Annotated in this window: 23 protein-coding genes; 10 read left to right on the top strand and 13 right to left on the bottom strand. The window is 42.7% G+C overall.

The genetic code is table 11. The features are described 5' to 3' along the window. The first annotated feature begins 173 nt into the window (after positions 1–173). The 3 genes from ACRWQM_RS11205 (at position 174) to ACRWQM_RS11195 (ending at position 5,550) form a co-directional block, all read left to right on the top strand. Positions 174–1,445: a hypothetical protein gene (locus tag ACRWQM_RS11205; RefSeq protein WP_434928856.1), complete on the top strand. Its 1,272-nt coding sequence runs from the start codon at positions 174–176 to the stop codon at positions 1,443–1,445. A 2-nt stretch (positions 1,446–1,447) separates the two neighbouring features. Then, on the top strand, positions 1,448–3,886 hold the full coding sequence (locus ACRWQM_RS11200) for a LamG domain-containing protein (RefSeq protein WP_434930039.1): 2,439 nt from the start codon (positions 1,448–1,450) through the stop codon (positions 3,884–3,886). Between the two features lie 86 nt (positions 3,887–3,972). After that, positions 3,973–5,550, top strand: a complete 1,578-nt coding sequence (locus ACRWQM_RS11195) for a hypothetical protein (RefSeq protein ID WP_434928858.1) — start codon at positions 3,973–3,975, stop codon at positions 5,548–5,550. 528 nt (positions 5,551–6,078) lie between these two features. On the opposite strand, the gene ACRWQM_RS11190 is transcribed toward ACRWQM_RS11195, so the two are convergent. The 3 genes from ACRWQM_RS11190 to bioA form a co-directional block, all read right to left on the bottom strand. Next, on the bottom strand, positions 6,079–6,666 hold the full coding sequence (locus ACRWQM_RS11190) for a porin family protein (protein ID WP_434930038.1): 588 nt from the start codon (positions 6,664–6,666) through the stop codon (positions 6,079–6,081). Positions 6,667–7,103: 437 nt separating this feature from the next. Next, positions 7,104–8,081, bottom strand: coding sequence for an FAD:protein FMN transferase (locus ACRWQM_RS11185; RefSeq protein WP_434930037.1), 978 nt, complete (start codon positions 8,079–8,081; stop codon positions 7,104–7,106). Beyond that, positions 8,074–9,486, bottom strand: coding sequence for an adenosylmethionine--8-amino-7-oxononanoate transaminase (bioA, locus tag ACRWQM_RS11180; protein ID WP_434930035.1), 1,413 nt, complete (start codon positions 9,484–9,486; stop codon positions 8,074–8,076). Before bioA ends, ACRWQM_RS11185 begins: the two co-directional genes overlap by 8 nt. A gap of 98 nt (positions 9,487–9,584) precedes the next feature. On the opposite strand from bioA, the gene bioB reads away from it, so the two are divergent. Genes bioB through bioD form a run of 4 tightly spaced genes read left to right on the top strand, consistent with a single transcriptional unit; the run spans position 9,585 to position 13,299 of the window. After that, positions 9,585–10,637, top strand: coding sequence for a biotin synthase BioB (gene bioB / locus ACRWQM_RS11175; RefSeq protein ID WP_434928862.1), 1,053 nt, complete (start codon positions 9,585–9,587; stop codon positions 10,635–10,637). 30 nt (positions 10,638–10,667) lie between these two features. Then, positions 10,668–11,810, top strand: coding sequence for an 8-amino-7-oxononanoate synthase (locus ACRWQM_RS11170; protein WP_434930034.1), 1,143 nt, complete (start codon positions 10,668–10,670; stop codon positions 11,808–11,810). Further along, complete coding sequence (locus ACRWQM_RS11165) at positions 11,811–12,575, top strand: methyltransferase domain-containing protein (protein ID WP_434930033.1); 765 nt, start codon at positions 11,811–11,813, stop codon at positions 12,573–12,575. 31 nt (positions 12,576–12,606) lie between these two features. Continuing rightward, complete coding sequence (gene bioD, locus ACRWQM_RS11160; protein WP_434932028.1) at positions 12,607–13,299, top strand: dethiobiotin synthase; 693 nt, start codon at positions 12,607–12,609, stop codon at positions 13,297–13,299. 134 nt (positions 13,300–13,433) lie between these two features. On the opposite strand, the gene xthA is transcribed toward bioD, so the two are convergent. The 10 genes from xthA to ACRWQM_RS11110 all read right to left on the bottom strand — a co-directional run bounded on the left by xthA (position 13,434) and on the right by ACRWQM_RS11110 (position 23,338). After that, a complete protein-coding gene (xthA, locus tag ACRWQM_RS11155) occupies positions 13,434–14,243 on the bottom strand; it encodes an exodeoxyribonuclease III (protein WP_434930032.1) in 810 nt (269 codons plus the stop codon). Continuing rightward, positions 14,243–14,542: a YciI family protein gene (locus ACRWQM_RS11150; protein WP_434928867.1), complete on the bottom strand. Its 300-nt coding sequence runs from the start codon at positions 14,540–14,542 to the stop codon at positions 14,243–14,245. Before ACRWQM_RS11150 ends, xthA begins: the two co-directional genes overlap by 1 nt. Before the next feature lie 89 nt (positions 14,543–14,631). Next, a complete protein-coding gene (locus ACRWQM_RS11145; RefSeq protein WP_434928868.1) occupies positions 14,632–15,177 on the bottom strand; it encodes a septation protein A in 546 nt (181 codons plus the stop codon). Between the two features lie 245 nt (positions 15,178–15,422). Continuing rightward, positions 15,423–16,346 (bottom strand): substrate-binding periplasmic protein, encoded by a 924-nt coding sequence (locus ACRWQM_RS11140; RefSeq protein ID WP_434930031.1) that lies wholly within the window; start codon positions 16,344–16,346, stop codon positions 15,423–15,425. A gap of 91 nt (positions 16,347–16,437) precedes the next feature. Further along, a complete protein-coding gene (trpA, locus tag ACRWQM_RS11135) occupies positions 16,438–17,247 on the bottom strand; it encodes a tryptophan synthase subunit alpha (protein WP_434930030.1) in 810 nt (269 codons plus the stop codon). After that, positions 17,240–18,445 (bottom strand): tryptophan synthase subunit beta, encoded by a 1,206-nt coding sequence (trpB, locus tag ACRWQM_RS11130; protein ID WP_434930029.1) that lies wholly within the window; start codon positions 18,443–18,445, stop codon positions 17,240–17,242. The genes trpA and trpB overlap by 8 nt, the downstream gene beginning before the upstream one ends. Before the next feature lie 170 nt (positions 18,446–18,615). After that, complete coding sequence (trpCF, locus tag ACRWQM_RS11125; protein WP_434930028.1) at positions 18,616–20,040, bottom strand: bifunctional indole-3-glycerol-phosphate synthase TrpC/phosphoribosylanthranilate isomerase TrpF; 1,425 nt, start codon at positions 20,038–20,040, stop codon at positions 18,616–18,618. 6 nt (positions 20,041–20,046) lie between these two features. Next, the gene (gene trpD, locus ACRWQM_RS11120; RefSeq protein WP_434932027.1) at positions 20,047–21,117 is read right to left on the bottom strand and encodes an anthranilate phosphoribosyltransferase; all 1,071 of its coding nucleotides are present in this window, start codon (positions 21,115–21,117) and stop codon (positions 20,047–20,049) included. A gap of 5 nt (positions 21,118–21,122) precedes the next feature. Next, complete coding sequence (locus ACRWQM_RS11115; protein WP_226415974.1) at positions 21,123–21,725, bottom strand: aminodeoxychorismate/anthranilate synthase component II; 603 nt, start codon at positions 21,723–21,725, stop codon at positions 21,123–21,125. A 50-nt stretch (positions 21,726–21,775) separates the two neighbouring features. Beyond that, positions 21,776–23,338: an anthranilate synthase component 1 gene (locus ACRWQM_RS11110; protein WP_434930026.1), complete on the bottom strand. Its 1,563-nt coding sequence runs from the start codon at positions 23,336–23,338 to the stop codon at positions 21,776–21,778. A gap of 450 nt (positions 23,339–23,788) precedes the next feature. Between ACRWQM_RS11110 and rnm the strand changes: the two genes are divergently transcribed. The 3 genes from rnm (at position 23,789) to ACRWQM_RS11095 (ending at position 26,182) form a co-directional block, all read left to right on the top strand. Then, positions 23,789–24,646 (top strand): RNase RNM, encoded by an 858-nt coding sequence (gene rnm / locus ACRWQM_RS11105; protein ID WP_434930025.1) that lies wholly within the window; start codon positions 23,789–23,791, stop codon positions 24,644–24,646. After that, complete coding sequence (locus ACRWQM_RS11100; RefSeq protein WP_226410316.1) at positions 24,646–25,266, top strand: L-threonylcarbamoyladenylate synthase; 621 nt, start codon at positions 24,646–24,648, stop codon at positions 25,264–25,266. Before rnm ends, ACRWQM_RS11100 begins: the two co-directional genes overlap by 1 nt. Before the next feature lie 127 nt (positions 25,267–25,393). Beyond that, positions 25,394–26,182: a segregation and condensation protein A gene (locus tag ACRWQM_RS11095; protein WP_434930023.1), complete on the top strand. Its 789-nt coding sequence runs from the start codon at positions 25,394–25,396 to the stop codon at positions 26,180–26,182. Positions 26,183–26,184: the final 2 nt, after the last annotated feature.

Raw genomic sequence — 26,184 nt, 5'->3', positions numbered from 1 at the left:
CGCTGGTTTTATGCTAAATATTTGAATAATTATTCATTTTAGATTATTGGCTTGAATAATAAATAAAAAACAATCTGCTTTACTGATTTTAAATGACCCGTCAAAAATCAGCTTAATGTGAAATGCTGTTTCTTCAGGCGATTGTTAATTTGAACAAATGACAAGGAGACAGTATGAAGGCTCGACTTTATACACTAAACAGTCTGGTTTATGCTGCAAAATTTGGCCTTAAACATTTAGGCAATAAAGTATTAATCCACACTTTTACAGTAGTTTTAATGATTTTTAGTTCCGCTAATGTAGCTGCAGGATCACTTGAACAAGCTAAACTACTGCACGATCGCCTTGCCGGTGTTGCCGCTTCACAGCAAACATTGCAGAATATGGCCAGTTTACTTGATGAAGGTAAAACTCTCGAAGCGGCTTACTTAGCCATGGAAACTCCTGCATTTTATTCGACCACATTAAAGCTGTTTGCTACCCCTTGGACCAATATAGATCAAGATACTTTTGAGCCTCTAAATGACTACTCTGCCACAGTGATTGGCGCAGTTAGAGATGATGTAGATTTTAGAGACATCCTACAATCTGATATGGTTTATGTGGGTAAAAGTAGTCTAGGTTTACCTGCTTACAACACTAATAACAATTCACATTATCAAGCGCTTGATGATCAATTTGTCGATTTAAAAGAGAATTTGGAGCGCACTACCCAATCAAGTCTTAATGGTTTGCCCAGTGACGCGACCGCAGGAGTGTTGACCAGTCGTGCAGCAGCAAAAGCCTTCTTTTACTTAGGGACCAATCGCGCTATGTTGCGATTTACCTTAATGAATCATTTATGTACTGACTTAGAACCATTAAAAGACAACACTTTATCAACCGATAGAATTCGCCAAGACGTTAGCCGAAGCCCAGGTGGTGATAGCCGCTTATTTATAAACAATTGTTCAGGCTGTCATACCGGCATGGATCCATTAGCGCAGGCATTTGCTTATTATAACTATGAGTTTAACCTTGACACAGACCCTGATGGCAACGCAGGGAAGGTCGCATATAACAGCAGTGGTCAAGTCGACCCAAGCACTGGCAGTCGTGTGCAAGCTAAATATCATTTCAATGCAACCAGCTTCCCTTTCGGTTTTGTCACTGCAAATGATCAATGGAAAAACTATTGGCGCGAGGGCATAAATCAAAAGCTAGGTTGGGATAACAGCTTAGCGGGTCAAGGTGCAGGTGCAAAATCATTGGGTCAAGAGTTAGCTAACAGCCAGGCATTTGCTCAGTGCCAGGTGAAAAAAGTATTTAAAACAGTTTGTTTACGTGATGCGGAAAGCCAAGCTGATTTATCACAAATCAATGCAACTACCGCCTCCTTTAAACAGAACTCTTACCAACTGAAGCGCGTATTTGCTGAAGTTGGCAATTACTGTATGGGAGAGTAACGGTGAAGCACCTATTAATCCAAACCTCAGTTATTTTCTCGCTTATATTTATGCTCACAGCTTGCGGGGGCGGCGATGTAGAAACCAATCCACCCAAAAAGCAAGACCCTCAATCTGATGTGTACACCGGTCCCGCAGCTGCCACGGAAGATATTCAAAAATACAAAGTTTCGCTTTGGGATAATATTTCAACCCAAGACCGATGTGGCGCATGTCATACCGAAGGTAATCAAGCACCTTACTTTGCTAGTCGTAATGATGTTAATGATGCCTATGCGGCAACCAACCCTTTGGTTGATTTAGCTGAGCCTCAAAAATCACGTTTAGTGGATAAAGTGGCTGGTGGTCATAACTGTTGGCTAGCCAGTGATGCTGCATGTGGTGAAACCATGACTCAGTGGATCAAGTTATGGGCGGACGATCGTGTGAGTACCGCAAATACCATTGAACTTACCGCACCAGTTATCCGTGAACCTGGATCAAGCAAAAGCTTTCCCGATGACAGCAGCTTATTTAGCCAACATGTTTACCCTATTGTTAACCAGTATTGTTCGCAATGTCATAATCAAAGTGCTCAATTAGCACAATCGCCATTCTTTGCTAGTAATGACGTTGCACAAGCGTATGAAGCAGCCAAACGTGTCATGAACTTAGATGAGCCCGCTCAGTCGCGTTTAGTGGTGCGTTTAGGCAGTGAGTTTCATAACTGTTGGGACAATTGTCAGGCGAACAGTATTGAAATGCGTGACGCCATTACGGCATTAAGTGATGCGATTCCACTTGACGTCATTTCAACGGATATGGTGGTGTCTAAATCCCTGCGTTTAACTGACGGTATTACCGCATCAAGTGGTGGCCGATTTGAAACTGGCGTCATTGCTTTATACCAGTTTAAAACGGGAGAGGGCAATATTGCCTATGACACTTCAGGTATTTCGCCTGCGGCCAACCTCAGTTTAAGTGGCGATATTGATTGGTTAGGAAGCTGGGGGTTATCGTTTAAAAATGGTAAGGCACAGGCCAGCACCGCGAATAGTAAAAAATTACATGACTTAATGACAGCAACCGGTGAGTTTTCGATTGAAGCCTGGGTGACTCCTAGTAATGTGGTTCAAGAAGGCCCTGCGCGCATTGTGACCTATTCGGCTGGTGATAATGCTCGCAACTTTACTTTAGGGCAAACTCAATATAATTATGATTTTATGCTGCGCACCGAAAGTTCAAGTGCCAATGGTGAGCCTGCATTAAGCACTCCTGATGCCGCTGAAGTTTTACAAGCTACATTGCAACACGTAGTGATGACTTATAAGGCTAATGAAGGACGTAAAGTTTACGTCAATGGTCGCTTAATCAATGTTGCGGATGAAGATATTGCCCCGCTGGCAAATTGGGATGACAGCTTTGCATTAATTTTAGGCCGTGAAGCGTCAAATCAGCATGTATGGCAAGGGGATATTCGCTTACTAGCACTGTATAACCGCGTACTAGAGCCTGCACAAGTGCTACAGAATTATGATGTTGGTGTGGGTGAGAAATTCTTTTTACTGTTTTCTATTAGCCATTTAATTGATTTACCTAATACCTATGTGATGTTTGAGGTCAGCCAATTTGATAATTACAGTTACCTATTTAGCGGTGCATCGATTGTTAATATTGATGGTACGCAAGTAGGAAATGGATTTCCGCTTAAGGGACTTCGCCTTGGTATAAATGGTAAAGAAAGCTCCCATGGTCAGGCTTATATGAATCTTGATTTGGCGATTGAAGCTGGCCAGGAAATTGCCGAACCGTTTTTAATATCTCCTTTAGGCACCCTTGTCGCACTTGAAAAAGGTGCTAGTCAAGATGAGTTTTTTCTCACTTTTGAGAAACTGGGTGAGCACGAAAACGTGGTCATTCCAGGGGTAATAGTGTTCCCCGAAGAAGTTCCTGCAACCACAAAGTCTGCTCAAATGGGGATGCGTAACTTCGCAGAAATTAATCACACCATGAGCGTGCTGACAGGGGTAGAGCAACAGTCAACCAAAGTGTTCAATACCTATCAGTTGGTAAAACGCCAATTGCCGAGTATTGAAAACATTGAAACCTTTATTTCAGCACAGCAAATGGGAATAACTCAAATGGCCATCGCCTATTGTGATACTGCAATTGAAGATAGCGTCATACGTAGTGCCTGGTTCCCTGATGTGGACTTTACTTCAGCGCCTAGTGTGGCATTAAGCCCTGCTGAGCGAAGCAAGTTACTTAATCCTTTAATAGCGCAATTAATGCCACTTAACTTGGCTAATCAGCCAAGCAGTGTGGGGGTGTTTAACGAACTTGATAGTCTAGTGAGCAACTTGTCTGTGTGTACAACCAATTGTGATGCAGTGCGCACTCGCACTATTGCAAAAGCCAGTTGTGCCGCAGTATTAGCAAGTGCCGTTATGCTGGTGCAGTAGGAGAATGATGATGAGCCAATTCAAACCATTTTTAACTGTCACCGTTTTTAATCAAACACCAGAAGCGCAAGCACAAGGAACTGACCATGAGAAAACCTAAGCATCTTCACCTAGACAGTCCTTTGTTGTTTGCTGATCATCGCAAACCGTTAACTCGACGTGAATTTATTTCTACCGGCTTGTGTAAAGGTGGCGCAGCGGTTGCCGGGTTATCTTTATTCAGCTTATTTGCCAACCCCAATAACGCTAACGCCACATTATCGCCAGATTTAGAAGCCCTAAGAGAGTCCTGCGGTATTAGTGTTCAGGGCGCAGGTAAAATTCCATTTATTAGTTTCGACCTAGCTGGTGGAGCCAACATAGCAGGCTCTAATGTGTTAGTTGGCGGAGCCGGGGGACAACAAGACTTTTTGTCGACAGCAGGTTATAACAAATTAGGCTTGCCCGGCGATATGGCACCGTCTATTGCTAACCCTAATGCAGCCATGTCTGACTTTATCAATACTGATTTAGGCTTAGCATTTCATTCTGATTCAGCCTTTTTACGTGGCATTCTAGAAAAAGTATCCACGGATACCGCATCGCGGATTAATGGCGCGGTTATTCCAAGTAGATCTGACAACGACACCGGCAATAATCCACATAATCCTATGTATGCCATTGCGGCTGCAGGGGCAAATGGCTCGTTAATGCCGCTAATCGGGTCTCGCAATACTGACTCCGGTGGCAATTCAATGTCAGCGACAAATTTTATCGATTTGGGTAAACGTCCAACGAAAATAGATCGACCTTCAGATGTTACTGGCTTAGTGGATGTAGGTGATTTATTTAGCCTGTTATCTCAACGAGATGCTGTTACTGTAATGGAAAGTATTCAACGAGTTAGTGCGCAGAAAATGGCGTCGGTTAATACCCAGGTGACCCGTGATGATGTGATTAAAGATTTGGTTAATTGTGGTTATGTTAAAAGCGCTGACTTAGCGGATCGCTTTGGTGATCCGTCAACGTTAAACCCAGTACTTGACCCTGATATTGTCGGCCCAAGTGGTATTTTTAATATCAATGAGTTTGATTCGGAATCTGAGTTTCAAAAAACCGCTTCAATTATGAAACTGGTCGTGAATGGATTTTCCGGTGCGGGCACAGTCACTATGGGCGGTTTTGACTATCACACCGGTGAACGTGCTACTGGAGAACTAAGAGACTTACGCGCCGGACGTTGCATGGGAGCCTGTTTAGAATACGCTGCCCGTCGCAATATGCCGTTAATGCTGTACGTGTTCAGTGATGGTTCAGTGGCAAGTAATGGCCGTATTGATGATTCACAGGAAGGGCGAGGTAAAGGTGAGTGGACCGGTGATAATTCATCAACTGGAGCCGCTTTCTTCTTAGTGTTTAATCCTGCAGGCAAGCCGCAATTAATGGGAGCCAATGCCGACCAAATGGCTAGAAAGCAACAAATTGGTTTTATGCGCTCAGATGCTTCGGTAGACACAGCATCTGCACCGTCAGCAAATAACGTTAACTTACTAGTTGAAACAGTATTACTTAACTATATGGCGTTACACGGTGAACAAAGCCAGTTTAATAGTGTCGCTCCAAGGCAAGGTTTAGGTAATGCCACTATGCTGGATGCATTAACCGCATTTCAACCGATAGTATAAGTTGGTTTTTATGGGGGAAGCAGATGTTTGAGAATTGGTTAATGACTCTATTTCCATTCAATCAGAGTAAGTTATCTTGCTTTAATTGATCTGGTTATGTGAGGATATTTTCTGGTATCGGTTTACACATACGAGTTAATAATAAATAACTTTTTAAGTACGAAACTAACAAGCCAGAATTTGAATGTTTAGCGTTATCTGTGGTCAATATTAGATGTGCTTGTAGAGGTATTAAATTGACAAGTGTCGATTGAAATGAATATGGATACCCAAGATTATTTGTATTAATACCCTCTTAATTTCATAGTGGGATTGTTTTCACAGCATGTATATTTGGTATCGGTCATCATGGTGATTACCTTCGGCTTCAACATTATGGACATTGTTGTGTGTAAATGAGTTGATAAGTGTGTCTCTCTGTGTTTTAAACATATAGACATTATGACATCATTAAAAAATTAAACACATCTTTCAATATAAAGCCTCATCGCGACCCTCACGAGAGGCTAATAAGTGTTAATTGACTTATTAAAAGAAGAAAACTGCTGACACACTAACTGTGTCTACGTCATCCAAATGGCCATAACCAATGCTTGCAGAAAATTGTTCTGTAAAATGGTACATAGCTGAAAGGTTAATGCCAGTTTCCGAAGCATCACCAATATCAACATAGTTAAGCGCACCACTTAATTCTATATTTTCAGCAACTAGTGTGCGAACACCTCCCTGCAAACCAAAACCGTTTTCGCTGTCATCGTCTGAATTACCTTGATATGACGCTTCCACACCCATCTTTTCGTATGAAACTATACCAAATAAGTCCGTGGTTTTAGCTACTGGATAACGATAACCAAGACCTAAAGACAATCTATTAAACTCCAAATCGACGTTAGAACCATATACATTCACATCATCAGAAACCGAAGCATAACTTCCCATTACGAATATATTTTCGTTGAGTAATTTTGTCCCAGAAATACCAAAACCCGACATGTCATATTCATCTAGCTCAACAGTTTGATAAGATAATGAAGCACTATCCCAACGAATCGATTCAGCGGCTTGAATAGAACCAACTGAAAATAATAAAACTGATGCTAATACTACTTCTTTCATTTTAACTTCCTTGCCCTATGATATGTGCGCTAGTAGTTTGGGCCACAATACTAACGCTTCGTTAACTATGTCGCTAAGAAAAAGAGTTTATCGTGAATTGCCATATAAACTCCACTATACCTATGAAGTTAATCTCTGCTCGAAACGCCAATGTCACAAATCAACATGAATACTCAAGATTATTAATATCGACTCCCTCGCAATTTCATGGTGGGGCAGTTCTCGCTGTTATCAAAAATTATTGGTCACGGCTATAGAGTTATTCAAATATAATCGTTGTGGGTCAAGCCCCATTATATTGATTGAGGCTAATTAACTTTATGCCGTGATGGGATATTAGTCAGAAAACAGTTCAGCGCTAAATAAGGTCAACCTGTGGTTATTTTTCGACAAACCGTCAATGATATTAGTCAGTATTATACTGTTTATTCATGTATTTAATCTTGCAGTAAGCCTTCAGACACATGTAAAGTTTGTTGGTTATCGATAATAATCGCTTCGTATTCGGGGAGTTGATTGATCAGTGTCATCCCTTCTTGCAATCCTTTGACAAAAATCGCGGTTGAAAGCGCATCTACATAAGTGGGATTTTTGCCAATAATCGATACGCTAACTACATTGCGGGCTGAATCACCCGTTTTAGGATTGATGATGTGATGGAACCGTACGCCATCTTCGATAAAGTAGCGCTCGTAGTCACCTGAGGTTGAGATAGCTTCATCACTGAGGGGGAGTTGAACTGCAGTTTTATCGTCTGCCCTTGGGTGTTTTATACCAACATACCAGGGTCTACCACGCCTATCACCCAGTAAGCCTGTATCGCCACCAGCGCTCACTAATGCATGTTCAATACCGGCTTGTTTGAGTATTGCGAGGCAGTTTTTCACAGCATGACCTTTGGCAATGCCACCTAAATCAATTTTAACCGCTGGGTGATTAAAATGGACTGATGAGTTATCAGTATCGAGTTCTACCGAATGATAATTAATGGCGCTGAGATTTTTATCGATAAAAGCTTGGCTGGGTTTTTTGTGTTGGCGGTAATCATACTGGTAACCAATCGAGGCATAGGTGATATCAAATGTGCCTTTGGTTAACTCTGCAATCTTGTAAGCGTCTTGCAGTAACTCAAATAACTCTTTGCTAATAATCACCGCTTCGAGCGCCGCTTGACGATTAACTAGGCTGAGCTCACTGGTGTCCTTATAGGGACTCATTGTTTCATCAATGCGTTGCATTTCTTGTTCAACTTGACTGATCAACATGTCGGCAGTGGCTTGGGTTTGACTGTCGGCCAACCAGAACTCAACATGGGCTTGGGTGCCCATAACATGAAAACTTTTTTGCTGCCATTGAGCTTGAGCCAATGGAGAGATCAATAAAACAAAAACAACTAACAATCGACATTTACCCATGGCTAATAAATTCCTTTTTAGTCACTTTTTTCGGTGCGACCCTTTGCGGTTCTGAGATACTCGCGGCGACTACTTTCATTGCTTTGGTCAATTGGCTTAATTGCGCAGAGCTAATGGTGTAGGGCGGCATAATATAAATTAAATTGCTGAAAGGTCTAACCCAAACCCCTTGCTCGATAAAAGCCTGCTGTAATTGTGCGGTATTGACTGTGTGGCGCATTTCAATCACCCCCACGCCGCCTAATATGCGTACATCTTTTACCTGCTCAAATTCAATTACCTCTGCAAGCTCAGTGATCATTTGTTGTTCAATCATATTGATTTGCGCTGGCCATTGCTGTTGATTAATTAATTGTAAGCTTGCTGTTGCTGCGGCGCAGGCGAGGGGGTTGGCCATAAACGTCGGCCCATGCATAAATACCCCCGCGGGCGAGTCACTAATCCCTTTGGCTACTTCATCACTGCACATAGTCGCAGCAAGGCTGATATAACCGCCAGTGAGCGCTTTACCTAAGCACAGTAGGTCGGGCTCAATATTGCTATGCTCATAGGCAAATAATTTACCTGTGCGACCAAAGCCTGTGGCGATTTCATCTAATATCAGTAAGACATTAAATTGATCACATAGCTGACGTAATCGGGTTAAATATGCCGGAGAATAAAAGCGCATTCCGCCAGCGCCCTGCATAATGGGCTCGATAATAATCGCGGCCACATCTTGATGGTGGGTTTCAAAAGCCGTGATTAATGCGGTTTCATCTTCAATGGCTAAGCCTTGATCATTTAATGGCAATTGAGGGGCTAATGCTGCACTGAAGCCAAACGGGGTTTGCGGGGCAGCAATAAAGATCTGTTGGGTGACATTGTCACCAAACATAGTATGCATACCGCCTTCAGGGTCACATACGCTCATGGCGGCAAAGGTATCGCCATGATAGCCACGTTTTACGGTCATTATTTTCTGCTTGTTAGGCTGATTACGTCCTTGCCAGTATTGCAGTGCCATTTTTAATGCCACTTCAACTGCAATAGAGCCTGAATCAGCCAGAAATACCTTGGTTAATCTCGAGCAAGTCATTTCGACTAACAACTTACTGGTGTCAATAGCGGGTTGATGGGTTATACCGCCAAACATCACATGACTTAATTGATGAAGCTGCTGTTGCATCGCCGCCAAAATATGCGGGTGACCATAACCGTGGACACATGCCCACCACGAGCTTGTGCCATCAATTAACTTACGGCCATTATCCAGCACGAGTTCGCAATCTTGCGCAGACACCACACCATGAACAGGCATAGCTTGAGTCATTGACGTATAAGGATGCCAAATATGCTGGCGGTCAAATGCGTAATCAATGCTTGATTCGGTTTTTGGTTGTTGTGATACGCTCGAGTTGCTCATAAAGTGACCATTAGTAAAGTTGGTGGTAGGCGCTGCGTTGACAGTTTACGGGCTACAGGTATCCTAGCCAACATAAAATCAAAATAAAGGAATGATCCATGTCGTTAGCTGAAGTTCGCAATGATTGGCAAAAAACTGAAATTGAAGCGTTATTTGCATTGCCAATGAATGATTTGCTGTTTAAAGCCCACAGTATTCATCGTGAAAGTTTTGATCCTAACGAAGTACAGATCAGCCGTTTATTATCGATAAAAACCGGTGCGTGCCCTGAAGATTGTAAATATTGCCCACAAAGCGCGCGATACGACACAGGCCTTGAAAAAGAGCGTTTACTCGAAATTGAAAAAGTATTAACTGAAGCCAAAAGTGCTAAAGCCGCTGGGGCTTCACGTTTTTGTATGGGCGCAGCATGGCGTAACCCGCGCGACAAAGACATGCCATATTTAACTCAAATGGTAAAAGATGTTCGTGCTTTAGGCATGGAAACTTGCATGACACTTGGCATGTTATCAAAAGAGCAGTCTGAACAATTGGCTGGTGCAGGGCTTGATTACTACAACCATAACTTAGATACCTCGCCTGAATATTATGGCGATGTGATCACCACTCGCACTTATCAAAGCCGCTTAGATACACTGACGAACGTGCGTTCATCAGGAATGAAAGTCTGTTCTGGCGGGATTGTCGGCATGGGCGAAAAAGCCACTGACCGCGCAGGTTTGTTACAGCAGTTAGCTAATTTAGCCCAACACCCAGATTCAGTGCCAATTAACATGTTAGTGAAAGTGGCGGGAACGCCATTTGAAAAAATAGATGATTTAGACCCACTTGAATTTGTGCGCACCATTGCCGTTGCCCGCATCATTATGCCTAAGTCTCGAGTGCGTTTATCGGCAGGGCGTGAAAGCATGAGCGATGAATTGCAATCAATGTGCTTCTTTGCTGGGGCAAACTCAATTTTCTACGGATGTAAGTTATTAACGACTGCAAATCCTGAAGAAAATGATGACATGAACTTGTTTAAACGTTTAGGACTACACCCTGAACAAGGCCCTGTGGCTAATATTGACCAAGACAGTCAAATGGTGGCCAAGGCCAGCGCGCAAACTGCTAAAGCAACTCAACAATTTTACGATGCCGCGGCACTGTAAGCTTATTATTGACAACAATACGGCAAATTGATGGCGCATCCTCTCACGGATAAAATGGCTCAGCAAATGGCGCAGCAGCAAGAAAATGGCTTGCTGCGACAACGTCATGAGCTTAATGCCAACGTGGATCAAGCTGAATCGTTTATCGATTTTAGTCACAATGATTACCTAGGTTTAGCTAACGCCAGCGAACTTGCCGATGCGCTTTATCAAGGCGCATTAACCTATGGTGTTGGCAGCAAAGCATCGCCATTAGTTAGCGGTTATGGTCAGGCACATGCAATGCTTGAGCAAAAACTGTGTGAGATGACAGGTCATCAAGCTGGCATGCTTTTTTGCTCTGGTTTTAGTGCTAATAACGCATTAATGAAAACCTTGTTTTCAAGTACCGATACAGTAATTGCCGATAAGCTGGTACATGCCTCTATTATTGACGGCATTCAAGACAGCGGCGCAAAATTACTGCGTTATCTGCATAACGATATAGATAGTGCTGCCCGCCTACTTACTAAAAATCCTAATAGTGTATTAATCACCGAAAGTGTCTTTAGTATGGACGGCGATTGCGCGCCCATTAGTGATTTAAGCGCGCTGTGTCGGCAACATAATAGCTTGACAATCGTCGATGATGCCCACGGTTTTGGGGTGTTAAGCGCCAAGGGATTAACAGCAGCTGATGCAGATATTCAAGTGGTTACCTTTGGTAAAGCATTAGGCTGCCAAGGCGCAGCCATTTTAGCGAGCCAGCAAGTGATTGATTTTTTAGTGGCCAATGCCCGCCATTATATTTATTCAACAGCCTTGTCACCGGCTAATGCATATTTGGCTTTTTCTGCGCTTAAATTGATTGAACAGCAGCCCGAACGCCTTATGCAACTCAATGACAATATTACCTTATTTAGACGTTTAGCAGAGCAAGCTGGAATAGGATTAACTGAGTCAAACACAGCAATTCAACCTATTATTATTGGCGATAATACATCGACCATGACGGTGGCAGAATCGCTGGCTCAAAAAGGCTTTAAGGTAGGGGCAATACGTTCGCCCACAGTACCTCAAGGTTCGGCCAGATTACGCATTACCCTAAATGCTAAGCATACGTCTGCACAAATTTGCCAACTTGTAGCCCAGCTTGCTTTGTTGTTAATAGATCAGCCAATTGAGAATCAATAGATGTTAGATAAATCGGTTGCCGATACCTTTTCCCATGCGGCCAGTCTTTATAAACAACATGATGTGTTACAGCGTATCACCGCCAAAACATTACAGGGTAATGCCATATTAACAGGTCATCTGGCAGATATTGGCTGTGGCCCTGGTACCTGTTTTAGTGACTTTTCATCAGTATCGAACGTCACTGCAATAGATATTGCCGCTGGCATGTTAGAGCAGGTCAGATTGAATTACCCTCAATACTCAACCCTTAACTGTGATGCGCAATCTTTGACGCTTAGCGCTAATAGTGTTGACAGCGTTTACTCAAATCTTGCCTTGCAATGGTGTGATGATTTCCCCAAAGCAGTTAATGAAATTGAGCGCGTGTTAGTGGATAACGGTGTTTGTAGTCTCGCCATAGTAGCCGATGGCAGTTTACCTGAACTACAAACATTAGGTTTTAGAACCAATCAATTTGCCAGTATGCCCAGCCTGTTAAGCGCGTTTGGTGTTAAAGATGCATCGATGCAATCGTGCAACAGTCATTGGACGATTTTACAGGCCAAGGTCGAAAAAGTAACCGTGTATTTTGATAGTTTACGCAGTTTATTGTATTCAATTAAAGGCGTTGGCGCATCAGCTGGGCAAGCTGGCAGTCAATCGCGGGCGATGTTATCAAAATCCGCCTGGCAAGAGCGGGTGGTGTTAGCACAAGGCCTCGCCACCGAAAAGGGCATTCCTTTGACCTACCACATAGCTTATATCCACGCGAAAAAGCGTTAATTTTGCATTTACATAAAGTAGGCGGAACATGATTTATTTTGTGACGGGTACCGACACCGATAGCGGTAAAACCTTAATTTCTTCAGCGTTGCTTTCTTTGGCCCAAGGTAACAAGTGTGGCTTTAAACCCATCGCATCGGGCTGTGTGTTAACACCTGATGGATTAAGAAACCCAGATGCGCAAGCGTTAATGGCACAATCAAACATGGGCTTAAGCTACCAACAGGTTAATCCTATTGCGTTTGAACCGGCCATTGCGCCGCATATTGCCGCTGCTCAAATAGATGTAACATTATCGGCGTCTAAGGTAGTAGAAGCTTTACTGGCAACACCAATTTTAGCGGCAGATTTCGCCTTAATTGAAGGGGCGGGTGGCTGGCGATTACCTTTAGGCAATAACCAGTATTTGTCGGACAGTGTTAAGCAACTGGATGCTTATGTACAAACCCATAATGCCGAACGAGTCGGGGTTATTTTAGTGGTCGGTATGAAGCTAGGGTGTTTGAATCATGCTTTATTGACCTTACAAGCGATTGAAGCCGATGGCTTAAAGGTTGTTGGTTGGGTGGCTAATCAGGTAGATGCAAACATGAGTGAGATAGCCGCTAATTTGGCAAGCTTACAACAAATGATGACAGTACCTTATTTAGGTTACGTACCTTACCTTCCACAAGCAAGTGCTGAATTAGCCGCAAAACACCTTGATATCGCGCAGTTGTCATAGTCTTTGTTGTTATAGTCTCAGTTTTCATATGGAAAGCTGAGTGTTATTTCTGTAGATAGCATTAGCAAAAAAGGCCTAATCTCATCGATTAGGCCTTTTTAAATGGGGTAAAACACAAACATTAGAGCCGTTGTTTATGCTTTAAATGTGCTCCAGATCGGTGCGTGATCAGAGGGTTTTTCGATGCCGCGTAACTCATAATCGACATCAGACTCAACCAAATTAGCCACTAACGATTGTGTTGCTAACACAACGTCAATACGCAGACCACGGTTGTCATCAAAGCCTTTGCTGCGATAGTCAAACCATGAATAACGCTCAGTACGTGTTGGATGTAATTGACGGAAACTGTCAACAAAGCCCCAGTCTAATAAGGTTTTTAACCATTCACGTTCTTCAGGTTGAAAACTACACTTACCTGATTTTAACCAACGCTTAGCGTTAGGTTCACCAATACCGATATCTAAATCAAGTGGTGAAATATTGATATCACCAATCACAGCAATGTCTTCATCTGGGGTGTGGTGAGTGGTTAAGTAGGTCATTAAATCTTGGTAAAATTTGCGCTTAGCAGGGTACTTGGTTTCATGGTGAATACTTTCACCCTGGGGGAAGTAACCGTTGATAACCGTTAATACACGGCCATTTGGCTGGCTAAATTGGCCGATGATTAAGCGTCGCTGTGCATCATCACTGTCACTTTCAAAACCTTTTATGACCTTGATAGGCTCGACTTTAGACAACATAGCTACGCCATAATGGGCTTTGCCACCATGATAATGCACCTTGTAACCCATGGCTTCAACATCGGCCAGTGGAAATGCTTCATCATGCACTTTGGTTTCCTGTAAGCCAATAATGTCTGGCTGGTGGCTATCAATCAATGCTTGTAATTGATGTAATCGCGCTCGAATACCATTGATGTTAAATGAGACAATTTTCATTATGGAAGGACTCGTTTAAACGGTTTAACAATCACGCTTTTATACACACCTGCAGCAATATATGGGTCAACATCAGCCCAGGCTTGCGCTTCTTCTAGTGAGGCAAAATCAGCAATCACTAATGAACCGGTAAAGCCTGCATCGCCAGGATTTTCATTATCGATTGCAGGATGTGGCCCTGCGGTTAACAAGCGACCTTCGTCAGCTAAAGCTTGTAAACGTGCAAGGTGGTCGGCACGGACTGATAAACGTTTTTCTAAACTGTTTTCAACATCTTGAGAAGAGATCATATACCACATAGTCAAGGCTCCATTTGTTCGTAAATTTGCTGTATAACTTTGTTGAATAAAACGCACTGTAATCGTCCTTAATAACGATTACAGTGATACTAATTTTTTTGATCTTCCGGTGGATTTTCCATGTGTTTAAACAAGTAAACCACAGTGACTACAGTATTAATTAGGGTTAATGCGGTTAAGCCAAACACCTTAAAATTAACCCAGGTTTCTAGCGGTAAACTAAAGGCGACATAAATATTAACGATACCGCAAATAATGAAAAAACTAACCCAATACCAGGTTACCTGAGCCCAGATCTTATCTTGGACAATCATCTCTTTGCCTAGCATACTTTTTAGTGCTGACTTGCCCATTAATTGGCTAACACCTAGCCCTACGGCAAACAGTCCATAGACGATAGTGACTTTCCATTTTATGAAGGCATCGTCATGAAAAAACAAAGTTAATGAGCCAAATACCGTCACCATAGCGAAGGTAATGAGATGCATTTTTTCTACTTGTTTATACAGTAGGTACGTTACCATAAGTTGTACTGCTGTGGCGGCGATAAGTACGCCTGTCGCGGTATAAATATCGGCAAATTTATACACGGCGAAAAAAATAACTAAGGGTAAGAAATCGAGCAATTGTTTCATGTTAGATAAAATTCACTGTTGGCTGCAAAGTCGATTGCATGAAAAAATAAGCTGAGAGTGTACCATGCAATAAGGTTAATCGAGAACCTTTACCACGGCTAAAATGGTGTTTGATAATTAACATTTTTTCATCAATTATGATGGATAAAATAACTGCAGTAGACAGATAAACTAATCAATAAATTTAGCTGTGGTCATTAAGTTGATCGTAAGGTTGTCGAAATTAATCGCATTGATATTTAATGTTATTGAGCGCTTTCTAGTGTTGTTAACCATAATTTGGCATCATTTAATAATGCCGCGCTTTTGGGCGATAAAAGGGGATTGGCTATTTCAAATTGTCTGCGCTTGTGTAACTGAGCCTTCTCTATTATACCTGCTGTAATAGGATGATTTAAAAGTAGTTCATCAAAGCTGCCATCATCAATTGTTTGGCGTAACCCAAACTCTAATCGTTCAGCCAATGGTTTATTTTGCTTATTAACAAAGAAGTAAATGGGGGCAGCGTAGTGCAATAACAAATGTTGCTCTAATTCGATGTCATCCCTGCGGGACAATTCATCCCAAGGTTCATGTATTGCGCGGGGGAAATAGTCAAAGCGATTTTTGGCTAACATAGCTAATAATTTACTGGCAGAACCTGAAATTACGCTAAAACCATTTTGCTGTAAAATATCTGTATCAGGCCAGTCTGAGCCTTGGCCAATAAGAATACGTTTAAATTCCGTTAGGGAATTTATGCCACTAAAACGACTTTGTTCGCCTTTGCGTATGATACCTATGCGATAACCCATTAAGCCTTTAAGTAACGGAATATAAACTGCTTGCAGCTGGTTTTCTCGTTCAATAGAGGTCATGGTCCATACAATGTCTATATGCTGGTTTGATTCAACTAATTTGATGGTACGGGCTTGTGGCATTTCGATAACCACAGGTGTCATTTTGTAAGCGCCGTACTTTGATTCACTTCTTTGTAAAGCCAGTTCAAGTAAAGCAATATAATAGGCTTGTTTAGGGTCGACAAACTGCACCGATAAGTTATATTTCACTTCAGTGATTTCTTCAATGTCAATGGCCTCAGCGTCTCCGTAAACAAAGAGCAGTAAGCCTATCGATATCATTAAATGCAATACAGTTTTAGCCATGGTGTCCTTTTCAATTTTAGTCATTTAAATCAGTATAGCAGTGTAAAAATAATGGAGCCTTTAGCGGCTCCATTATTCTATCTATTCCAATTATAATTAGCTAAATTAGGTTTACTTAATAAGCCGTGGCAGCTTTCATTTTTTTGGTAAACTCTGCAAGTGTTGTCAGTAATTTAACTTCATCATGTTGATGAGTTTCAATGATTTTAACCACAGCTGAGCCTGATATAGCACCCGCAGCACCGGCTTTGATCGCTTCTTTGACCTGTGCGGGCTCAGCAATACCAAAACCCAATAGTGGCGGCGGCGCATTAAATTCAGCTAATTTTGCCAGAATAAGTTCAACCGGTGCGCCTGCTTTAGACTCAGTGCCTGTTACGCCAGCACGGGATAATAAGTAGGTATAACCTTCACCAGACTCACTCACCTGCTTTAATGTGTCGCTGTTTGCATTTGGCGGCGCTATAAATATTGGTGCAATATTATGCTGTTTAGCTGCGGCAATAAAGGGCGCAGATTCTTCCACAGGTACGTCGGCAATTAGTACTGAGTCGACGCCAGCCGCCTGTGCTTTGGCATAAAAATTGTCAATACCATTTGAAAATACTAAGTTAGCATAAAGTAATAAGCCAATGGGTAACTCTGGATAAAGCACACGAACCTTAGCGATTAATTCAAAGCAGTCGTCAGGTGTGGTGCCTGCTGCTAGCGAGCGCAAATTAGCGCCTTGAATGACCGGGCCATCAGCAAGTGGGTCTGAAAAAGGAAAACCTAACTCCAGTGCATCAGCACCACTTTCAACTAGGGTTTTAATGATATTAAGAGAAATATCTAAACCAGGGTCACCAATGGTCACAAACGGGACAAAGGCACCTTGTTTTTTTGCTTTTAACGCAGCAAAGGCTGCCTGATATCGATTACTCATTGCCGCTCTCCTGTGCTTTGGCTGCTAAAATGTCTGCTACGGTGAAAATATCCTTATCACCACGACCGGATAAGTTAACCACTAAAATGGTTTCTTTGGTGGCTTCTTTTGCTAGACGCACGGCATAGGCAAGTGCATGAGCTGATTCAAGCGCAGGAATAATACCTTCTTTGCGAGCCAATAATTGGAACATTTCTAATGCTTCATCGTCGGTGGCTGATTCATATCTAGCACGGCCAATAGCATTAAGGTGAGCATGTTGTGGACCAACAGAGGGAAAATCAAGTCCGGCTGAAACTGAGTAAGACTCTTCTATTTGACCATGACTGTCTTGCATTAGTGGGGCTTTCATACCAAAGAAAATGCCGGTTTTACCGTGTTTAAGCGGGGCGCCGTGCATAGGCGTATCAATGCCTTTACCTGCTGGCTCGACACCAATAAGTTCAACTGACGGTTCATCGATAAAGTCGGCAAACATCCCAATAGCGTTTGATCCACCGCCAACACAGGCAATAACCGCATCCGGTAGACGACCTTCTTTTTCAAGAATTTGCCTTTTGGTTTCTTCACCAATAATACGTTGGAATTCACGCACTATGGTCGGGAATGGATGAGGGCCTGCTGCAGTACCTAAAAGGTAATGTGCTTTATCGTAGCTGCCAGACCAATCACGCATTGCTTCGTTACAAGCATCTTTGAGGGTTGATGAACCAGACGTCACAGGTACCACCTCAGCCCCCATTAATTTCATTCTAAATACGTTTGGTGATTGACGTTCAATGTCTTTTGCACCCATGTAAACTTTACATTTAAGGTCCAATAATGCACAGGCTAGGGCGGTTGCTACGCCGTGTTGGCCGGCACCGGTTTCAGCAATAATTTCTTTCTTACCCATACGCTTAGCCAATAATGCTTGCCCCAATACCTGGTTGGTTTTATGGGCACCGCCGTGGAGTAAGTCTTCTCTTTTAAGATAGATTTTTACTAATGGGTTAGGGCTTAAATTACGGGTAAGTGTCAGCGCGGTTGGTCGACCCGCATAGTTTTTTAGCAGGTCAGTAAACTCTGCTTGAAATTCAGGGTCTTGTTGAGCTTCTACAAAGGCAGTTTCTAATTGCTTTAAAGCTGGTACTAGAATTTGAGGTACATACATACCGCCATATTCGCCGAAATAAGGGTTAAGCTTGAGCTCGTCCATAATCTTGTCCTGTTGCTAAATCGATTCTGTTTTTGAGTCAGTTGTCGATTCGAAGTTAAAATCGGATATTTGTGAATATCGCTAGTCAAACAGCGATATCCTAAATGGGTTCAATTAATCTTTACTGTGAGTCATTGATGACAGCATACAACTAGTTACTGCTGGCAATGTTAGTTGCGTCTAAGGGCGCTAAATACCTGTGCCAATAATGAATATTCCTTTTGACCAGGGTGTGATTCCACACCTGAGTTAAAGTCTAATCCGTAGAACCCTTGTTGGCTGGCTTCGTAGGCATTACTGGCATTTAAGCCACCCGCTAACATAGCTTGATCTTTATTTTCGATAGATAATTGCCAGTTAAAAGCCTGCCCCGTGCCGCCAAATTGATTATCATTTTTACTATCATACAAGTAACGGTTTACGCCCTTTGGCGTAACACCAATGTCGCCACTGTTACTGTTACTGTCAACGGCAATGGCTTTCCAAATAGCACAATTAATATTTAAACCGCTAAACTGCTCAGCTAATGCGGCTATTTCGAGTTCTGTTTCGCTGCCGTGTAATTGCACCGCATGTAAAGAGAGCATGTTAGCGGCTTCGACTATTTCTTTTGCGTCGGCATTAACAAATACACCTACCATATTAAGGCTAATGCCCTGAACACGCATTTGGTCCACCAAGACTTTAGCTTGGGGTAAATCGACTGCGCGTGGTGATTTAGGATAAAAAATTAAGCCGCCATACACACCGCCTAAATCGGAGACGGCTTTAATATCTTCAATACGGGTTAAGCCACAGACTTTGTTGTTGCCAAATAATAACTGACGACACGCTAAATCAATATCTTCTTGCGCCATAATTGAGCTGCCAACTAGGTAACCGTCAACTAAAGGGTTGAGTCGTTTTATCTGGTCATGCGAGTAAATGCCTGATTCACTTATCACTACCCGATCCGCTGGAATATGCGGCGCTAATTGTTCTGTAGTAGCCAAATCTGTTGATAAATCACGTAAGTTACGGTTGTTGATACCAATAATAGGCGCATTAAGATCAATCGCTCGATGTAATTCGTCTTCATTACTGACTTCAGTCAATGTATCTAGTTGATACTTTGCAGCTTCTTCTGCTAGAAGTCGGTATTGTTCATCATCGAGCACTGAAAGCATTAACAATATTGCGTCAGCGCCCTGATGGGCAGCTAATTTGACCTGGTATACATCAACAAAAAAGTCTTTACATAAAATAGGCTGAGTAACACGGGCGCGTACTTGAGGAATATAATCCATATCACCTTGAAAGAACTCTTCATCTGTGAGGACTGAAATACCCGCTGCATACTTGGTATAGGTATCAGCAATGGCATCAACATCAAATACTGGACGAATAACCCCTTTTGATGGACTGGCTTTTTTACACTCAAATATATATTGCGCATTAGGCTGTTTTAGCGCCTCAAATAAACTGCGGTCAGATATTTTGGGTTGCAATGTCGCTTCTGGAAAACGCAGCTTTAGGGCGGCAATATGGGCGACTTTGGTATCCACTATTTTAGTTAATACATTACTTTCTTTTGGGTGTTGATTAGCTTGATTCATTTGGCGTTACCCTTGAGTTTGCGCATGCACTTGAGTTGGCTCTGTCGCTTGGCTTATAGTGGCTAATTGTGTTAGTACCTGGTGCGCTTTACCGCTAGCTAAGGTGGCTAGTGCAAGCTGGGTTCCCGCTTTAACTGAGTCAACAACACCACAGATATAAAGGGCACAACCGGCATTAATCGCCACAGCATCACGTTGTGCAGCTTCGCCTTTACCCTGTAAAATAGCTTGGGTTATTTGGGCGTTTTCACTTGGTTCACCGCCGGTTAATAAATTGATATCCGCTCTGGTTACGCCTAATTCTTCCGGCGTTAGGGTATAAAAGCGAATATCACCATTGTTTAGCTCAGCCACTTGAGTATCACCGTGTAAAGCCACTTCATCTAAGCCGCTACCATGAACAACCATGGCGCGCTTTACGCCCAATCCATTGAGCACATTAACGATAGGGGCTAACAATTTAGGAGAATACACCCCAAGCAGCATAAATTCAGGATTTGCCGGATTAATTAATGGCCCCAGAATGTTAAATATGGTGCGAGTTTTTAGCGCCTGGCGAACTGGCACGGCATGACGCACTCCCTCATGGTAATGCGGCGCGAATAAGAAACATAATCCGAGCGTGTCAATACAGTGACTTGAGGCCTCAGGTGTCATGGTCAAGCCAATACCGCAATGGGCAAGTAGATCTGACGATCCTGATTTACTTGATACGCCGCGATTACCGTGTTTGGCCACTTTAGCGCCAGCTGCAGCTGCAACAAAAGCCGCTGTGGTTGATATATTGATGGTGTTAAATCCATCACCACCGGTGCCGACAATATCAACCACTCCAGAAATAATAGATTGATTGCTGCGAGGAAAAGCTTTAGCCGCTTGACGTAATGCATCTGCAGCACCGGTGATTTCATCTATGGTTTCGCCGCGCATTTTTAATGCGACTAACATTCCCGCCATAGTGACTGGGTCCATTTCACCAGCCACTATGCTGGCAAATAAGCTGGCGCTTTGCTGACGGGTTAACGCATTTCCTTGATACAAGCTATCAAGCAGCGTTTGCATTGATTCAGTTGACATAGACATTATTGGCCTCCTTGAGACATCGAGGTCGTGGTTAAATACGTCAGTGTTTGGGTCAGTAATTGACTGCCAAGAGTGGTTAAAATCGATTCTGGATGAAATTGGAATCCCACTGCCTTGTGGGCATCATGTAAAATCGCCATTGGCATGTCATCTGTGGTAGCAATAATATCAAGGCAATCAGGCACTCTTGTGGCCACTAAACTGTGATAACGCGCAACGGGTAAAGGCGAGGGAAGGTTGGCAAATACACCTTGACCGTTATGCACTGTCGGGCTGGCTTTACCGTGCACGACAAAAGGTGCGCGCTCTACTTTCCCGCCGTAATATTCCACCATGGCTTGGTGGCCTAAACAAATGCCTAGCATCGGCACTTTGCCCGCTACTTTACCAATCAATGCCATCATACAGCCTGCTTCGTGCGGCGCACCAGGGCCGGGTGATAACACTAATGCAGCTTGCTGGGTTTCATTCAATAGCTTTTCTGCCAAATATTCTGCGCTAACATCGTTACGGTAAATAACCACTTCAAAACCTAGGCTTCTAAATTGATCAACCAGGTTATAGGTAAATGAATCAAAATTATCGAGTAAGTACAATTTCATTTTCTGAGTCGTGTTTTTGGTATTGTTATTTTCTGAGCCGCTTGAGGTTTTCATAGTCCGCCTCCTAATTTAATGGCTGTGATCACGGCCTGTGCTTTTTGGCGGGTTTCATCGGCTTCGGCTTGTGGGTCTGAATCAAATACTACCCCGGCGCCGGCTTGAATATGGGCAACATCATTTTTGACAAAAGCGGAACGGATCACAATACAAGTGTCCATATCGCCTAGGCCATTTAAGTAACCCACAGCACCACCATAACTGCCTCTGCGTGCTTGCTCGGCTTGGCGTACCAATTGCGATGCGCGTACTTTTGGCGCGCCGACTAAGGTGCCCATGTTCATGCAAGCTTGATAGGCGTGTAGCGCGTCTAAATCTCCCCTCAGTTGACCAGTTACGCGGCTGACCAAGTGCATCACATGGGAGTAACGGTCAACTTTCAAAAGCTCAGGGACTTTGCGGCTACCACTTAGGCTGATGCGGGCAATATCGTTGCGGGCTAAGTCAACTAACATTAGATGTTCTGATAACTCTTTTTTATCTAAACGCAGTTCCAATTCAATACGACTGTCTAGATCAAAATCAATTTCACCTTCAGGCGTTTTGCCGCGTTTTCGCGTGCCAGCAATAGGGTACACTTCGACTTGATTATTGGCCGCCTCATACTTCAATGCTGACTCAGGTGAAGCACCAAATAAGGTAAAATCTGCGCCGCGAAAATAAAACATATAAGGGCTAGGATTGGTTTTACGTAATGCACGATAAGCGCCCAGTGTATTGGGGCAAGGCAAACTAAAGCTACGTGATGGCACCACTTGGAAAATATCACCGGCAACGATGTGCTCTTTCAAGTCGATTACGGTCTTTTTATACTCATCATCGCTAATATTAACCGTTTCAGTGGTGTTGATAGTCACTAACGGCTTTGCTGCGGCAATGGTTTTGCATTGGGTTATCACCTGCTGACGCTGGGCGGTAAGCTGTGATGTGATTACAGCATCCAGGTTAAATTGCTGACTGATGATATCGGCTTTTTGTAGCTTGTGATCAATCAATATAAGGGTTTCAGCGAGATAAAATAAATAATCAGGACATTCATTACTGGCATTAGGCACCGCAGGTAATGGCTCAACGGTATCAATTAAGTCATATGCAAGCACGCCGCCTAAGAATAGGTCTTCAAATTGAGGCGATGTGTCGGTGTGGATATGATTAACCAGTGCCCGTAAACCATCAAGCGGAGACGTTGATTTTAACCGGGCATCTTCATCTTGCAGACTGGTGGCCTTGGTTAATTGAATAACTAAACTATTATCGGCTAACTTATTGTGACTACTAAATTGCGCTGTAAAGTATTCATCTATAGGGCTGAGTAAACTTTGGCCGTTTGTACTCAAGGCTGTAAACGTTAGCTGATAACTATCGCACCGGATCATTAATGCTGCGTGGGTTAATACGATACTTTTAAGATGGTCTTTACTCTCAATTTCAGCTGATTCCAACAACATAGTATGTGGCGCATTTTGGGTGACATGCTCATAAAGACTTAAAGGGTCTGCATGATAGGTCAATGGCTGCTTTACCGTGTTAACCTGGGCTATTTGATCATGTTTCATAGTACTGCCTTCGTTTGATTCTGAGTCGATTGAGTTATCTAAGGGGGAATGAATGACCGCTTAAATAAATACATCGCTAAATTATTATTCAGCCTCTGAGCGTGGGCCAAATAACAAGAAAGCCCACATCTCTGCGGGCTTTCTTGTAAAATTTTGTCTCTTAAAATGAGCGCAACGCTTCACACAACCCGATAATTTGGGAAGTGCCACCACCATGTAATGTTTTGAGAAGCGATAAAGTGTGTCATGCAAGTCATCTGAGTAAGTGTGTTTTAGTGCCTATAGGAAACCTTAGCTGGAGCTTAATGTCAATTGAATATTATTCATTATTTTAATAAATGACTAATAAATTCGCTTATAGATGGTTTTATTGCGGTATCTTGCTCTTATTTAGCGATTTATTTACACATACACAAAGCTTTTATTTGGAGTATCAAGTACAATATCGGCATGAATACAGAATCTATCTTGGCCGATTTACACAGCCACACAACTGCATCTGACGGCATGTTATCACCCTCAGAACTTGTTGCCCGCGCGCTTGAAAAAGGCGTGCAAATGTTGTCAATTACTGATCATGACACTATTGATGGTCTAGCGGAAGCACATTCATTTAACAGTCAACAGGCACAGCCATTAAATTTGATTGATGGTACCGAAATATCCACCCGTTGGAATAATTTTGACATCCACATTGTGGGTTTAAATATTGATAAAACCCAGCCTGCGTTACTTGAATTCTTATCATCACAACGTGAACTGCGTGAAGTTCGCGCCCAAGAGATTGGTTTACGCTTAGCCAAAGCAGGCATAGAAGGTGCCTACGAAGGCGCCAAAGCCATTGCCGGTGATGCGGCGTTAAGTCGAGGCCATTATGCCAGATGGTTGGCTGAAAACGGCTATGCTAGCGATATGCCCAGTGTTTTTAAACGCTACTTAGCCCGTGGTAAAACAGGTTATGTTCCTAATAACTGGGGTGATATGGCAAATGCGATCAACGTGATTAATCAAGCGGGTGGTGTTGCTGTATTAGCGCATCCGAGCGGTTATAAACTCTCGGCAAAGTGGCTTAAAAAACTTGTTAAAGACTTTGCTGAAGCAGGCGGCGACGCCATGGAAGTCGTGCTTGGCCAGCAAACGATTGATGACAGAAATAACTTGCTTGCCTTATGCCACCAACACCAGTTAATGGGCTCGTTGGGCAGTGATTTTCATTTTATAAGCAACTGGATAGAATTAGGTAAAAATTTATATCAACCCCAAGGAGTGACTTGGGTTTGGCAATCAGCATCTTGGATGGAACGGTAATGAGCCAATTTTTTTATATACATGAAGAAAACCCACAAGCTAGATTAATCAATCAAGTTGTGGAAATTTTAAAGCAGGGTGGGGTTATCGTTTACCCAACCGACTCAGGTTATGCACTGGGTTGTATGATTGGCGATAAAAATGCAATGACCCGTATGGCTCGTATTCGCCAGATTGATAATGACCAAAATTTTTCATTAATGTGTCGTGATCTGTCTGAGTTAGCCAATTTTGCAAAAGTTGATAACCAGGCTTATCGCTTGCTAAAAAGCTGCACTCCAGGGCCATACACCTTCATTTTTAAAGCCAGTAAAGAAGTGCCTCGCCGTTTACAGTGTGAGAAAAAACGCACTATTGGTATTCGTGTGCCGGATAACTTGATTTTACAAGCATTATTAGAAGCCTTGGGTGAGCCTTTAATGTCGACCAGTTTAGTGATGCCTAATGAAGAGCATGCTGAGTCTGATCCAGAACATATCCGCGATATTCTTGAGCATCAAGTTGAAGGCATCGTATTGGGTGGTTACTTGCCTGAAAAGCAAACAACCGTAATTGATATGTCAGAAGGTGAAATTAACATTTTACGTTATGGTGCTGGCGATACGGCGGCATTTGAATAGCAATCAGCGATATAATTGTTTAATCCTTATGCATTAATGCGTATAATCGCGCGTTCGCTTTTAGGGCCTGTTTAAATGGGTGAAGAAACAGTCATTACGCACTAATAATCATAACAAACGGAGCGCTATGCAGGGTCATCAACAAAGCCTTCCATTAGCCATAGTTCGCGGCAAAGCGTTAGACGCTATGCCCAGTGATTTGTTTATTCCCCCTGAAGCGTTAGAGGTATTTCTAGAGTCATTTGAAGGGCCGCTAGATTTGCTTTTATACCTAATTCGCAAGCAAAAGTTGGATGTGGTTGATTTACCCATTCAGCAAATTTCTCAGCAATATTTACTTTATATTGAAGTGTTAACTGAGGCGAGAATTGAGCTAGCAGCCGATTATTTAGTGATGGCAGCAACCTTAGCTGAAATTAAATCACGTTTGTTGTTGCCTAAAATGGTGACAGAAAATGATGAGGAAGAAGACCCTAGAGTTGTACTTATTCGACAGTTGAAAGCCTATGAAGTGATTAAACAGGCTGCATACGATTTAGATGAACTACCTCGACTAGAGCGGGATGTATTTCAAGTCAGTGCTGCCAAAGCACCCAACATCAAGCCTATTATTGTACCTCCAGATGTGACCTTGTTAGAATTAGCACGTGCATTTGGTGAGGTACTAAAACGCATTGACGCGAGCGAAGATCACCATGTAAAGCGCGAGCAACTGTCCACCCGCGAGCGAATGAGCCAAATTTTAGCTAAGCTATCCAGTAACGAATACCTGCATTTTGAGCAGTTATTTGATTTTGAAGAAGGCCGTGCCGGTGTGGTGGTAAGTTTTTTAGCGTTAATGGAATTGATTAAAGAGTTATTAGTGGATGTGGTGCAGAACGAGCCTTTTGCCACCATTTATATTAAAGCCAAGTAATG

Origin of the sequence: Shewanella sp. HL-SH5 (assembly GCF_051163755.1) — a bacterium.
In the GTDB taxonomy this organism is placed as follows: domain Bacteria; phylum Pseudomonadota; class Gammaproteobacteria; order Enterobacterales; family Shewanellaceae; genus Shewanella; species Shewanella glacialimarina.
This window is presented reverse-complemented; position numbering and strand designations above follow the sequence as displayed.